At 72.5% G+C, this 13,615-nt stretch carries 12 protein-coding genes; 7 read left to right on the top strand and 5 right to left on the bottom strand.

The features are described 5' to 3' along the window. Window positions 1-12 precede the first annotated feature (12 nt). The 7 genes from pstC (at window position 13) to ACR807_RS17615 (ending at window position 6,198) form a co-directional block, all read left to right on the top strand. Window positions 13-972 (top strand): phosphate ABC transporter permease subunit PstC, encoded by a 960-nt coding sequence (pstC, locus tag ACR807_RS17645; protein WP_438922416.1) that lies wholly within the window; start codon window positions 13-15, stop codon window positions 970-972. Then, on the top strand, window positions 969-1,883 hold the full coding sequence (gene pstA / locus ACR807_RS17640; protein WP_438922414.1) for a phosphate ABC transporter permease PstA: 915 nt from the start codon (window positions 969-971) through the stop codon (window positions 1,881-1,883). Before pstC ends, pstA begins: the two co-directional genes overlap by 4 nt. 10 nt (window positions 1,884-1,893) lie before the next feature. Beyond that, window positions 1,894-2,670 carry a phosphate ABC transporter ATP-binding protein PstB gene (gene pstB / locus ACR807_RS17635; RefSeq protein WP_438922413.1) on the top strand — a complete coding sequence of 259 codons (777 nt, stop codon included), beginning with the start codon at window positions 1,894-1,896 and terminating at the stop codon, window positions 2,668-2,670. A gap of 162 nt (window positions 2,671-2,832) precedes the next feature. Further along, window positions 2,833-3,234 carry a hypothetical protein gene (locus ACR807_RS17630; protein WP_438922412.1) on the top strand — a complete coding sequence of 134 codons (402 nt, stop codon included), beginning with the start codon at window positions 2,833-2,835 and terminating at the stop codon, window positions 3,232-3,234. 13 nt (window positions 3,235-3,247) lie between these two features. Next, the gene (locus ACR807_RS17625) at window positions 3,248-3,787 is read left to right on the top strand and encodes a DUF3558 domain-containing protein (protein WP_438922411.1); all 540 of its coding nucleotides are present in this window, start codon (window positions 3,248-3,250) and stop codon (window positions 3,785-3,787) included. 15 nt (window positions 3,788-3,802) lie between these two features. Next, the gene (locus tag ACR807_RS17620) at window positions 3,803-5,404 is read left to right on the top strand and encodes a hypothetical protein (protein ID WP_438922410.1); all 1,602 of its coding nucleotides are present in this window, start codon (window positions 3,803-3,805) and stop codon (window positions 5,402-5,404) included. After that, complete coding sequence (locus ACR807_RS17615; RefSeq protein WP_438922409.1) at window positions 5,401-6,198, top strand: ESX secretion-associated protein EspG; 798 nt, start codon at window positions 5,401-5,403, stop codon at window positions 6,196-6,198. Before ACR807_RS17620 ends, ACR807_RS17615 begins: the two co-directional genes overlap by 4 nt. A gap of 24 nt (window positions 6,199-6,222) precedes the next feature. Here ACR807_RS17615 and phoU read toward each other — a convergent pair whose 3' ends face one another. The 5 genes from phoU to dusB form a co-directional block, all read right to left on the bottom strand. After that, window positions 6,223-6,888: a phosphate signaling complex protein PhoU gene (gene phoU / locus ACR807_RS17610; protein ID WP_438922408.1), complete on the bottom strand. Its 666-nt coding sequence runs from the start codon at window positions 6,886-6,888 to the stop codon at window positions 6,223-6,225. 80 nt (window positions 6,889-6,968) lie between these two features. Then, window positions 6,969-10,532 (bottom strand): LCP family glycopolymer transferase, encoded by a 3,564-nt coding sequence (locus tag ACR807_RS17605; RefSeq protein WP_438922407.1) that lies wholly within the window; start codon window positions 10,530-10,532, stop codon window positions 6,969-6,971. A 321-nt stretch (window positions 10,533-10,853) separates the two neighbouring features. Beyond that, window positions 10,854-11,720, bottom strand: a complete 867-nt coding sequence (locus tag ACR807_RS17600; protein WP_438922406.1) for a GGDEF domain-containing protein — start codon at window positions 11,718-11,720, stop codon at window positions 10,854-10,856. 197 nt (window positions 11,721-11,917) lie between these two features. Beyond that, entirely contained in the window at window positions 11,918-12,376 is a 459-nt protein-coding gene (locus ACR807_RS17595) for a hypothetical protein (RefSeq protein WP_438922405.1), read from the bottom strand. A 1-nt stretch (window position 12,377) separates the two neighbouring features. After that, window positions 12,378-13,523 carry a tRNA dihydrouridine synthase DusB gene (gene dusB / locus ACR807_RS17590; RefSeq protein WP_438922404.1) on the bottom strand — a complete coding sequence of 382 codons (1,146 nt, stop codon included), beginning with the start codon at window positions 13,521-13,523 and terminating at the stop codon, window positions 12,378-12,380. Window positions 13,524-13,615: the final 92 nt, after the last annotated feature.

The following is a 13,615-nucleotide window of genomic DNA, read 5'->3' as shown; positions in this document are numbered from 1 at the left end:
TCGGAGGCTCCGATTCCCCCGACCGCGGAAGCCGAGAACAAGAAGCACGTCCGGCCGGGTGACCGGATCTTCGCCGGTCTCGCCACCGGCTCGGGCATCTTCATCGTGGTCCTCATCGGGGCCATCGGCATCTTCCTGCTGATCCAGGCCATCCCCTCGCTGGGGCTGGACAAGGTCAACTTCCTGACCAGTCGCGAGTGGTCCACCAGCGACGTCAACAACATGCGCTACGGCATCCTGGACCTGCTCCTGGTGACCGTGGTGTCGGCGGCGTTCGCGCTGGTCATCGCCATGCCCATCGCGCTGGGCATCGCCCTGTTCCTCACCCAGTACGCGCCGCGCAGGCTCGCCCGGCCGTTCGCGTACGTCATCGACCTGCTGGCCGCCGTGCCGTCGATCATCTTCGGCCTGTGGGGCCTGCTGGTGCTCGGCCCGGTGCTCACGCCCATCGGCGAGTGGCTCACCGCGAAGCTCGGCTGGATCTTCCTGTTCGCCGAGGGCAACGTCAGCATCGAGATCGGCGGCACCATCTTCACCGCCGGCATCGTGCTCGCCGTCATGATCCTGCCGATCATCACCGCGGTCAGCCGCGAGGTGTTCGACCGGACCCCGCCCACCCACGTCGAGGGCGCCATCGCGCTCGGCGCGACCAAGTGGGAGGTCGTCCGGACCACCGTGCTGCCGTTCGGCAAGGCCGGCTACGTCAGCGCCTCCATGCTCGGCCTCGGCCGCGCGCTCGGCGAGACCATCGCGCTCACGATCATCCTCAGCGGCACCGCCGCGACGTTCGGGTGGAGCCTGTTCGACGGCGGCGCGACGTTCGCGTCCAAGATCGCGCTGGCCGCGCCCGAGTTCAACGACCCGCGCATCGCCGGCGCCTACATCGCCGCCGGCCTCGTGCTGTTCGTGCTCACGTTCGGCGTCAACGCCATCGCCCGGTCCATCGTCGCCGGTCACAAGGAGTACGAATGACGACCGACACGGCGGACCTCGACCGCCTCGCGACGCCGCCGACGTTCCAGAGCGTCAGCGGCTCGCGGAAGTTCAAGAACGCCGTCGCCACCACCCTGGTCTACGGCGCGTTCCTGATCGCCATCGTGCCGCTGGTCTGGGTGCTGTTCGTGGTGGTCCAGCGCGGCTTCCCGGTCATCCTCGACGCCGACTGGTGGCAGAAGTCGCTGTCCGGGCTGCTCTCGCGGCAGCAGGGCGGCGGTGTCTACCACGCGATCTACGGCACCCTCGTGCAGGGCCTCGTCTGCGGCCTGATCTCGGTGCCGATCGGCCTGTTCGTCGCCGTCTACCTCGTCGAGTACGGCGGCCGGTCGAAGCTGTCGAAGGCCACCACGTTCATGGTGGACATCCTCACCGGCGTGCCGTCCATCGTGGCCGCCCTGTTCGTCTACACGCTGTGGATCACCTACTTCGGCTTCGGCCGCAGCGGGTTCGCGGTGTCCCTCGCGCTGGTGCTGCTCATGGTGCCGGTGATCGTGCGGACCACCGAGGAGATGCTCAAGATCGTCCCCGACGAGCTGCGCGAGGCGTCCTACGCGCTGGGCATCCCGAAGTGGAAGACGATCGTCAAGGTCGTCGTGCCCACCGCGCTGTCCGGCATCGTCACCGGCATCATGCTGGCCCTCGCCCGCGTCATGGGCGAGACCGCGCCGGTGCTCGTGCTGGCCGCGTACGCGCCGTACATCAACTACAACCTGTTCGACGGCCCGATGGCGTCGCTGCCGCTGCTGATGACGTCCGAGCGGAACAACCCGACGCAGGCGGGCTTCGATCGCATCTGGGGCGCGGCGATCACCCTGGTGCTCATCATCACGCTGTTCAACCTGCTGGCTACCGTGATCTCGCGGTGGCTGGCTCCGAAGACGAAGTGAGCGGGCGGTCATGGCCAAGCGCATCGACGTGAAGGACCTCAACCTCTTCTACGGCAAGTTCCACGCCGTCCAGGAGGTCTCCCTGGCCGTGCCGCCGAAGAACGTCACCGCGTTCATCGGACCCTCCGGTTGCGGCAAGTCCACCGTGCTGCGGTCGCTGAACCGCATGCACGAGGTGGCGCCGGGAGCCCGCGTGGAGGGCAAGGTGCTGCTGGACGGCGAGGACATCTACGCCTCGTCCATCGACCCGGTGCAGGTGCGCCGGACCATCGGCATGGTGTTCCAGCGGCCCAACCCGTTCCCCACGATGTCGATCCGCGACAACGTGGTGGCGGGCCTCAAGCTCGCGGGCGAGCGGAACAAGAAGAAGCTCGACGAGGTGGCCGAGAGGTCGCTGCGGGGCGCGAACCTCTGGAACGAGGTCAAGGACCGCCTCGACCGCCCGGGCGGCGGCCTGTCCGGTGGTCAGCAGCAGCGCCTCTGCATCGCGCGCGCCATCGCCGTGCAGCCCGACGTGCTGCTGATGGACGAGCCGTGCTCGGCCCTGGACCCGATCTCCACGCTGGCGATCGAGGACCTGATCACCGAGCTGAAGAAGGAGTACACGATCGTCATCGTGACCCACAACATGCAGCAGGCGGCGCGGGTCTCCGACCAGACCGCGTTCTTCAACCTGCTGGGTGTCGGCCAGCCGGGTCAGCTGATCGAGGTGGACGACACGGAGAAGATCTTCAGCAACCCGAGCCAGAAGGCCACGGAGGACTACATCTCGGGCCGCTTCGGCTGAGCAGTCCCCCGGTCGAGAGCCCTCCCACCTGCGGTGGGAGGGCTCTCGCGCGTTCGGGTGATGCGGGAACCGGCGGTTGGCGGCGACCGTCAAAATCGAGACACGGTCCTCCGTCCGGGGGTACCGTGACGGCTGGGATCGGCAGACTCGCAGGGGGTAATCGTGGCGCCGGAAGGTGCGTGGAGCGTCCAGTCCATGCAGGCCATGACGGCCAACATGCAGGGCCTGAAGGCCGCGGCGGACTCGGGCTCGTTCGCGATCAGCCAGTCGGGGGCGGAGGCGTACCTGAAGGCGATCGACAGTGCGCTGATGGACCTCCAGAAGCTCGACAACAACCTGTCGCACCTCCAGCAGCGCGCCAAGCTCGGGACCAGCCCGGACGCCGAGGCGATCACCCGCTACAACCAGGAGAGCGTCGAGGGCGGGGCGGGGACGACCGGCATAGTCCCGGCCATCAACCAACTGCGGTCCGCGTTGACGGAAGCACGGCAGGCGATCCAGAAGGCGATCGAGAACTACCGCGAGGTGGACACGTCTGCCGCCGGAACCTACAACCGCTACTGAGGGTGGAAGTCAGTTGAGCGAGGGATTGTCGTCACGCGTCCTCCTGGCCTTCGCGGTCGTGGCCGCGGTGGCCACCGGCTGCACCACGGAGGAACCGGGTGACCCGACGCCGGGCGGTACCGCGTCGAGCACGACCGGCAACGCGGTGGAGACGACCACCAGCACTCCGGCGACCGGCGGTGACGTGTTCGCGGGCTTCGACGCGTGCGACGTGCTGGAATCGGTCGCCGGCCAGGTGAGCCTGACCGAGATCGAGCCCGACGGGGATGCGTGCGACGCCATCCTGGGAACCACCAACGCGGTGTCGCTGAAGCCCGAACCGGACCTCAAGATCGACGAGGCGGTCGGCAAGGACGTGTCCAGCATCTCCGTGGGCTCTCGGGACGCCAAGCTCGTCAAGGCACCGGCCTCCGACACCTCGTGCCTCGTCGCGATCGAGGTGACTCCGACCGACAGGGTCGACATCGCCTCGTCCGACAACACGTCGCTGGACAAGGCGTGCGACGCCGCGACGCGGGTCGCCAACGCCATCGAACCGACGCTGCCCAAGTAGTCCAAGGAGAACGTCGTGGCACCGCCGAACTCGAACTCGCAGCAGAACAGCCAGGCCACCCAGGTCACCTACGCCGGGCAGACCGAGGCCGAACTGCGCGCGGAATACGAACGTGCGCGGACCGAGAACCCGGGCTTCTTCGGGGCCATCACGACCCTCGACGACTACATCCGCTACAAGCAGCAGTCCGCGCAGTACCAGCAGGAGCAGGAGCGCAACCTCGAGCAGGCGGTCGAGAACTACCGGCCCCCGCTCACGCCCGCCGGGTCGTTCTACATGGGGTACGACCACAAGGCCCTCAAGGACATGGTCACCACGAACATGGCCCCCGGCACCGCGAACGACCAGGGCGAGGCGTGGACCAAGGTCGGCAACACGCTGGCCCAGCTCCAGGCCGACCTCACCAGTGCCACGAACGCCAGCAAGGGCGCGTGGCAGGGCAAGGCGGCCGAGGCGGCCCAGGGGTACTTCACCAACGTCGCCACCTGGTCCGGCAACGCGGCCCAGGGCGCGCAGCTCACCGGCAACAAGCTCTACACGCAGAGCCAGGCGGCCGAGGCGGCCAAGAACTCGATGCCCGAACCGGTCGACTTCAGCACCGCCGACGCCTACAAGATGTTCTTCTCCGAGCCCAACCCGTTCAAGTGGGCCGACACGATCGACCAGATCGAGCAGAAGTTCGAGGAGAAGCAGCAGGCCCACGAGCGGGCGGCCGAGGTCATGACGACCATGTCCACCAGCTTCCAGGAGTCCGGCTCCACGATGCCCGCCTTCTCGCCGCCCCCGCCGATGAGCGGCGCCGGGGGGAGCGGTGAGTCCACCGGCACGGGTGAAAGCGGGATCGGCAGCCGCCCGACCGTGCCCAGCGGTGTCGGCACCGGGACGGGTACGGGCACCGGGACCGGCACGGGCACGGGCAGCGGCTCGTTCGGCGACGTGACCATCCCCGGCGGCGGTGGCGGCGGCGGCAACACCAACCAGTCCGGCCTGAACGGCGGCGGCATCACGCCCCCCGGCGGCGGCGGTGGCGGTGGTGGAGGCGGCGGCGGTGGCGGCGGCGGCGGCCAGAACGGCGGCGGTGGCGGCGGCATCTACCCGCCCGGTGTCTTCCCGCCCGGTGGCACGCCCCCCGGCGGACGTCCCGGCGTGCCCGTCCCCGGCGGACGCCCCGGCCAGAACGGTCCCGGCGGCCTCGGCGGTCGGGGCATGCCCGGCGGCGGCCCCGGTGGCCTCGGCGGTCGCGGCATGCCCGGCGGCGGTGGCGGTGGTGGCGGCGGGCTCGGTGGGCCCGGCGGCATGGCGGCGGCCGGTCGCGGCGCCGGTGGCGTGGGCGGCATGGGCGGTTTCGGGCCCGGCGGCACGACGGGCGCGCTCGGCGAGGCCGGGCGCACGGGCGCGGGCGGCTTCGGCCCCGGCGGCAGCGGCGGTTTCGGGCCCGGCGGCGCGGCGGGCGCGGCCGGTCGCGGTGGCGCGCCGGGCGTGGGCGGCATGGGCGCGGGCGCCGGTCAGGGCCAGGGGGAAGAGGACAAGGAGCACAAGGCGGCGTCGTACCTCGTGGAGACCGAGGACGTCTTCGGCGACGGCACCATGGTCGCCCCGCCGGTCATCGGCGGGTGAGCGTGTTCTCGTTCGCCCTGTCGCACGCGGCGGCCGACATGGTCTGGGAGGACCTGAAGCTCGGCAGCCGGCCCTACCCGTTCGACTTCCCCTACCTCGGGCAGACGTTCGACGAGCGGCGCGGCATCCGTAACGCGGTGTACCGCGACCTGGAGTCGCGCGGCCTGGCCCGCCGCGGCCGGGTCGTGCCCGAGGTGGAGGAAGCGCTCACCCTGCTCGTCCGGTTCGACTACTCGCTCAGCGCCATCGCCTCGCTCGACCCGCGCAACGTCGAGCGCCAGCTGCTCGCGCGCGCCGGCGCGGCGAAGGAGAACGCGGCGTTGGCCGTCATGGACGACCGGCAGATCAAGGTCGACCTGCTGCGCTCGGCCACGCTGGTGCGCTCGGTCGTGGAGCTTGTCCCGGGCAACCGCCCGGGACCGGGCCAGTCGATCACGGTGCCGATGCCGTCCTCGGCGCCGCCCCCGCCGCCGCGCCGCGACGACGACTTCGGCAACGCGACGTTCACCCGGGCCATGGCGCCCCGCAGCACGGCCGCCACGCAGGTGCGCGCCCTGGAGGCGGTGTTCGAGCGGCAGCGGCTGCGCGCCGGCCAGTTCGGCGTCACGGTCCGCGGCAGGCACGGCCGCGAGCAGCGCGCCCCGCAGGTCGCGTGGTTCGACAACGACCAGGGCCGCTACATGTCGCAGACCCGGCAGGGGCCGGACGGCCAGAAGTGGCTCACCCACGCCCCCGCCGACAACCCCCGCATCGCCGCCCAGCTCACCCAGGAGCTGAACGGCCTGCTGGGCTGAGCCCTTCCCCGACCCGGGAAGGGCTCAGCTCTCGTCGGAGCCGCCGTAGCCGGGCATCCGCCCGGTCACGACGAACACGGTCCGCTTCGCCACCGACACGGCGTGGTCGGCGAACCGCTCGTAGAACCGGCCGAGCAGCGTGGTGTCCACCGCGGACGGGACGCCGTGCGCCCACTCCTTGTCCATGATCACCGTGAACAGGTGGCGGTGCAGGTCGTCCATCGCGTCGTCGGCGTCCTCCAGCGACCGCGCCCGCGCCGCGTCCTGCGTGCGGATGATGTCGGTCGCCTCGCGCGCCAGCTCGACGGCGATGCGGCCCATCTCCGAGAAGTACGGCTGCACGGTGTCGGGCAGCACGTGGTTCGGGTGCCGGCGACGCGCGGCCTTGGCCACGTGCAGCGCCAGGTCGCCCATGCGCTCGACGCTCTCCGCGGCGTGGATCACCGCGAGCACGATGCGCAGGTCCGTCGCGACCGGCGCCTGGAGCGCGAGCAGCGCGTACGACTGCTCCTCGATGGCCGCGCGGACGTCGTCGATCTTGACGTCGTCGCCGATCACCTGCTCGGCGAGGGCGAGGTCCGCGTCGAGCAGCGCCGAGGTGGCGCGCTCCATGGCCTCACCCGCCATCGCGCACATGTCGGCGAGCTGCCCGGCGAGTTGTCCGAGCTGGTCGTGGTAAGCCTCACGCATGGCGGTCAGCCTACGTGCGGGTCGTCGCGGTAACGACCCACCCCGGTGAACCGGCGGTGAACCCGAAACGTCCAGTCGGCTCACGCACAGGGGTCCGCCGCGGCGTTGACGACCTCCAGGTCCTTGGGCGGCTGCGGCGTGCCGGCGTCCGGCGGTGCCGCGCCACCACCCGCCTGCGGGGCCCGCACGACCTCGTCCCAGTTCGGCCCGATGAGCAGCTGCACCGCGCCGCCCATGGACGGGTCGGCCACCAGCACCGCGCCCGGGATGGACGCCGCCAGCGTCGCCGCGGCGTCCTCGCCGCCCGTGTGGTACTTGATGACGGTCTTGTCGGTCGTCTCGCCGTTGCCGGTGATGACCACGTCGTACCCGAGGTCCTCCAGCTCGGTCGTCGCGTACAGCGCGAGGCCGGTGGAGTCGGGGTCGCCGTTGAGGACCTGGACCTTGACGCCCTTGGGGTCGACGACCTTGCCCGGCTTGGGCCCGACGGGCGCGGGGGTCGGCGCGCCCGTCGCGGGCGCCGAGGTGTCCGGCTTCTCGTCGGGCAGCGGCGTGCCGTCGATGATCGACTGGAACAGCGCCCTGGTCTCCGCCTCGCGCAGCATCTCGACGTTGTCGTCGTTCGACAGCGTCGGGCCCTCGTCCGTGTAGTGCGGGACGGTCACGAAGCTGACCCGGCCGGCTTCGAGGCTGCGCAGCGACTGCGCGAGCGTGAGCATGTCGTTCACGCCGATGTTGTCGCCCACGGTGGCCGCGGCGAACGCGTTGAGGAAACCGTTGAGCTTGCCCGGGTTCAGCAGGATCTCCGACGACAGCGCCTTGCGGAGCAGCGCGGACAGGAACTTCTGCTGCCGCGTCACGCGGTCGTAGTCGCCGAACTGCTCACCGGACACCTTGCGCGCGCGGACGTAGTCGAGCGCCTTGCCGCCGTTGACCTGGAACCGGCCGGCCTTGTCGAAGATCGTGCCCAGCTCGTCGTCGACCATCGGCTTCGGCACGCACACCTCGACCTCGCCGACCGCGTCGACCATGCCGCGGAAGCCGTTGAAGTCCACGCTGATGAAGTGGTTGATCTCCAGGCCGGTCAGCTCGGTCATGAACTTCGCCACGCACCGCGGACCGCCGTCGAAGTAGGCCGTGTTGGCCTTCGCGCCCTCCTGCGCTTCGAGCTGCGTGCCGGTGTACTGGCCGGTGCTGGAGTCCCACTGCTCGCACGCGGGCCGCGTCACCGTCAGGTCGCGCGGCACCGAGACGACGACCATCCGCTTCCGGTCGGCCGGGATGTGGGCGAGCATCAGCACGTCGGACCGCGCGCCCTGCACGGCGTCGGTGTCGCCGACGCCGTCCTGCGCCTTGGCGCCCGCGCGGGTGTCCGAGCCGATGATCAGGAAGTTCTCGTCGCCGAGCTGCTTCTCGGCCTCGTGGACGGCCGCGGAGTTCGAGCCGAGCGCGTCGACCTCGACGATCTTGCTGTCGATGTAGAGCATCGCGCCCCAGCCGAGGCCCGTGGACACGAACACCAGCACGGCCGCCGCCAGCGACACGACCTTGACGCTGCGCACGATCCTGCTGTGCTTGGCCGTGCGACCGCGGCGGCGCGGGCCGTCGCCGTCGTCGTCGAGGACGTCGACGGGCGCGGCGTACTCGGTGGCGTCCTCGTCGTGGTCGGCCTTCCACGGCATCAGCTTCTGCCGGCGCTCCTTGCGGATGCGCTCCTGCTCGGCCAGTTCGTCGTGGACGGCGGAGAAGCGGGCCAGCGTGTGGTCGACCTCGCGACGCTTCTTGACGTCGTCGCTGATGGCCTCCATCTCGGTGGTGAGGCTGGCCGGGTCGATCTGCTCGCGCGGTTCGGGGCCGCTCGGCGGGGCGACCGGCGCCGGGGGCGCCTGGCTGCCGAGGCGGTCCGCGATGGGAGGTGCCTGCTCGGCCGGGTCCTCGGCGAAGCGGCGGCCGGGCGCGTCGGGCGCGACCTGCGGCCCGTCGGCGAGCCGGCGCGGGCCGCTGCCCCGGTCCTGGTCGTCCACCGGCGGACCGGCGGGACGACGCGGTCCGAACCCGGGTTCACGGCCCGGGTCACGGCCGGGTTCGTCGGCGGGGCCACCCGCGAGCCGGCGCGGCGCGCCGCCCTGGTCGATGCCGTCGACGGGCGCGCCGGCCAGGCCGCGCGGACCCGGTCCACCGGCGAGGCGACGGGGCGCGCTGCCGCGGTCCTGGTCGTCCACCGGGTGACCGAGGGGCCGGCGCGGGTCGGCGGGGCCACCGGCGAGGCGGCGCGGTGCGCTGCCCCGGTCCTGGTCGTCCACGGGGCGACCGGGCACGCCCTGGTCGTCCACGGGCGGGCCGGCGGGGCGGCGGGGATCGCCGGGACGACGGGCGTCCGGGCGGGGAGGTCCGGCGGGGCGGCGGCCGGGAGCGGCGTCCTCGGCGAGCCGCCGGGGGCCGTCACCGTGCGGGCCGTCCACGTCGGCGGGGCCGACCGGGCGGCCCATCGGGCGCCTGCCGGTGCCCTCGCCGGGGCGCACGGGCGGTTCGGGCCCGTCCTCGGCGAACCGGCGGCCGGGGGGCTCACCCGGCACGCCTTCGGGCCGGCGGCGCGGGCCGCCGTCCGGGGCGCGGCGGGGGTCGAGGTCCTCGGGGCGCTGCGCCGGTCGGCGAGGACCGTCCGGCGGTTCGGGCCGGGCCCGGCGACCGGTGCTCTCGCCAACCCGGTGCGGCACGTCGGCCACCCCGTCCACGGGGCGGCGGGGGTCCGGGCGGGGCACGTCCGACCTGGACACCTCGGCCCTGGGCGTGTCCGGTCTGGGCACGTCGGGCCGGAAGGCGTCCGAGCGGGGGGCGTCGGGCCGGGGCACGTCGGGCCTCGGTACGTCCGACCTGGACGCGTCGGGCCTCTGCACGTCCGGCCGCGGCATGTCCGGCCTCGGCACGTCGGGTCGGAAGGCGTCCGGCCGGGGCACGTCCGGCCTCGGCACGTCCGACCTGGACGCGTCGGGCCTGGGCACATCGGGCCTGTGCAAGTCCGGCCTGGGCACGTCCGGCCTGTACGCATCCGGCCTCGGCACGTCCGGACGCGGCCCGTCGTGCCGGAAGGCGTCGGGGCGAGGTGCCTCCGGCGGCGCGGCGGGACGTGCGCGTCGACCGGTGTGCTCACCGGGTCGCGGCCCCTCCGGGTGCACGGGCGGCGGGACCGGGCGCTGGGCGTTCGGGTCGCCCTCGGGGTAGCGGCGCGGCGGTTCGGCGGCGCGGCGGCCGGGGGCGTCCGGCGGCTCCGGCCGCGCCCGCCGCCCGGTGCCCTCACCGGGGCGCCTCGCGTCGGCGGGGGCGGGGTGGCCGTTCGGCGCCGCGCGTCGCGGGCCGTCCTCCGGTGCCGGGCGCGGCGCGCGCGTGCCGGTGCCCTCCTGCGCGGGGGCGAAGAAGTCGTTCGGGGGGGCCTGGCGCCTCGGCGGCTCCGGGCCGTCCGCGGACGGCGTGAAGTGGTCGGGCGCGGCGCGGCGGCCGGTGGCCTCCGGCGGGCGCGTGCCGTTCGGCGCGGGCCCGCGGGGCGGTTCGGGTTCGGGCGCGGCCCGGCGGCCGGTGTCCGCGGGGCCCGGCGGAACCGGCCTCGGGATGTTCGTGCGGCTGTGCTGTTCGAGCAGGTCGGACACGCTCAGCCCGCCATCGTCCAGTGACCTGCGGCGACGTCCGGTCGGCTGGTCGTCCTGGGGGGCGTGGTCTCCACCGGGTCCGGGGCCGCCACGGCGGGGCTCGTCGGGCACCCGGTCTCCCTTCAGCTTCGGTCACTAGTGGGTCGTCATCACGAGTTGACGACAGCAAGGACACAGTGGTTGCACCAACGGCGTGTCACTTGCCCTGGCGATACTACGGATGACCGCCAGTCCTGACGACCACTCCCGGTGATACAGGGGTCGGCAGTACTCGGAAGTGCGCAGCAGACTACGCCCGAAAGGGTGAGCAACCAGTAGGGATCAGTAACCGGCAACCCGCGATTCGGCTATACCGCGTCGCCCGGAAGCGGGACCGGCGAGGCGCACGCGACCGTTCTCCCGGTACGCCACCGCGTTCCGTCCTGACTGCTTGGCCGTGTAGAGGAGGCTGTCCGCGCGCAGCAACTGCTGCTCCGGGGACACCGGCGGGCGCGTCGACGGGTCGGTGGCCGGCGGCTCGTAGGCCAGCCCGACGCTCACCGTCACCCGCAGCCCCGGCGCGAGCGAGGACCAGGAGTGACGCTCGACACGCAGTCTCGCGGCTTCGGCCACGCCGATGGCCGTCACGGCCTCGACGTCCGGCAGCACGAGCACGAACTCCTCGCCGCCGTACCGGGCGCAGAACGCGCCCTCCGGCAGCTCCTCCTGGAGCAGCTCGACCACCCGTTGCAGCACCCGGTCGCCCAGGACGTGCCCGAACGTGTCGTTGACCTGCTTGAACCAGTCGAGGTCGATCAGCGCGATGGCCAGGCCGGAGGCCGCCGTGCCGCGTTCGGCGACCATGTCGACGAGGCGCTCGTCCAGGTAGCGCCGGTTGTAGCTGTCGGTGAGGCTGTCCCGGAGGCTCTGCTCCCGCGCCTCGGCGTGCTCGCGGCGCAGCCGGTCGACCTCGCGGCGCAGCTGCTCGGGCACCTGGGGCTGGTCGTCCTGGTCCGCGTAGACCAGGTCGAACGCCGAGCGCAGGTGCTGGTACGCCTGCCGCCACTGGCCCCGGGAGGCGAGCAGCGTGGCGATGGACTCGTGCAGCTGCACCAGGCCGCCGCCCTCGCCCCGGGACGACGCGGGCTCACCCGCTGCGGGCCGGCCGTCGCTGTCGAACTCGGCGACTTCGGGTCGCAGTGCGGTCATCGCGCTCACCTCCTTACTTGCCAGGTGTCGTCTGTTACGACGCGGCGCTTGAGCCGGCAAGACGCGTCTACTAGTGATTTCCCTCTACTGGTTGACCGTGCACTGCTCCGAACTGGTGACGTTCGACGATCTATAGGGATCGCCGTGTGCTGAGCGTGGTCGAACGGCCCTCGGGCCGGTCACGGCCCTCGGGCCGGTCAGTTCGCGCAGGGGGCGAAGCCGTACGCCTTGCCGTTGAGCAGCACGACGTGCTGCGAGCCGATCTGGCTGCCGACCTCGGTGCCGTCCTGCACGACGGTCAGCGTCACCGCCACCACCAGCACCACGCCGCGCGGGTGCTCGTCCGAGCCGGGCGGCGCCCACTCCGGGTCCAGGCGCAGCGTCGACATCGTCGGGTGCACCTCGATCGTGCCGGACGGCAGCCGGCAGTCGTCGTCGCGGAAGTCCGGGTGCTGGGTGGTGGTGAGCAGGTCGCGCTGCTCGGTCGCGCCCTGCGCGCCCGCCTCGTTCAGGTCGTTGAAGTAGCCCGTGACCATGTCGCGCTCCACGTCGCCCACCTGGAGCGGGCGCGGCGTGCCGGCCACCGAGGGACCGCACGCGGTCAACGAGAGCAGCAGGGCGCACATCGCGGCGGCCGTGGCGCCGCGCAACCGCACGTCACCCACCCGAGTGCATGTCTTCGGCGTCCGGGACCATGCCGTCCTCGGGGTCGTCCAGCCAGCCCTCGGGCAGCACGACCTTGGCGGGCGAGCCCTGCCGGCCGCGCGGCTCGTCGGCGCTGTCCGGGAACGCCAGGTCCGGGTCGAGCCGGCCGACCAGGTCGTCCAGCTCGGCGAGCGTGGACACCATGGCCAGGCTGCGCCGCAGGTCCGCGCCCACCGGGAAGCCCTTCAGGTACCAGGCCATGTGCTTGCGCAGGTCGCGCACGCCCTTGTCCTCGCCGAGGAAGTCCGCGAGCAGCGCGCCGTGCCGGCGCAGGATCTCCGCCACCTGCCCCAGCCGGGGGCCGGGCGGGATCGGCTCGCCCCGGAACGCCGCCTGGAGCTCGCCGAACAGCCACGGCCTGCCCAGGCAGCCGCGCCCGACGACGACGCCGTCGCAGCCGGTCTCGGCGACCATGCGCAGGGCGTCGCGGGCGCTGAAGATGTCGCCGTTGCCGAGCACCGGGACGTCGGTGACGGCCTCCTTCAGCCGGGCGATCGCCGACCAGTCGGCCTGCCCGGAGTACCGCTGCACCGCGGTCCGCGCGTGCAGCGCGACCGCCTGGGCGCCCTCATCGGCGGCGATGCGCCCCGCGTCCAGGTAGGTGAGGTGGTCGTCGTCGATGCCGATGCGGAACTTCACCGTCACCGGCACCCCCGCCGGTTCGGCGGCCCGCACGGCGGCGCGCACGATCCGCCGGAACAGCTGCCTCTTGTACGGCAGCGCCGCCCCGCCGCCCTTGCGCGTCACCTTGGGCACCGGGCAGCCGAAGTTCATGTCGACGTGGTCGGCCCGGTCCTCGCCGACGATGATCCGCACCGCCTCCGCCATGGACGTCGGGTCCACGCCGTAGAGCTGCATCGAACGGGGGCGCTCGCCCTCGCCGAAGGTGATCATCTGCATCGTCTTGGAGTCGCGCTCCACGACGGCGCGGGCAGTGATCATCTCGCACACGTAGAGCGAGCTGGAACTGCCGAACTCGCGGCAGAGCTGCCGGAACGCGACGTTCGTGATGCCCGCCATCGGTGCGAGCACGACGGCGGGATCGACCAGGTACTGGCCGATCTTCAGGGGCTTGGTGGCGTGCAGCGCGGTCGACATCGCTCCCATTGTCACCCAGCGACGCCAGTGGCGGTCGCCACAGACCGCGGACCGACCCCCTGCCCGCCGCCCCCCGCAACCAAGATGTGTCC

Origin of the sequence: Saccharothrix sabaoui (assembly GCF_051756985.1) — a bacterium.
In the GTDB taxonomy this organism is placed as follows: Bacteria; Actinomycetota; Actinomycetes; order Mycobacteriales; family Pseudonocardiaceae; genus Actinosynnema.
The sequence above is the reverse complement of the archived record's forward strand: the minus strand, read 5'-3'. Positions and strand labels throughout refer to the sequence as shown.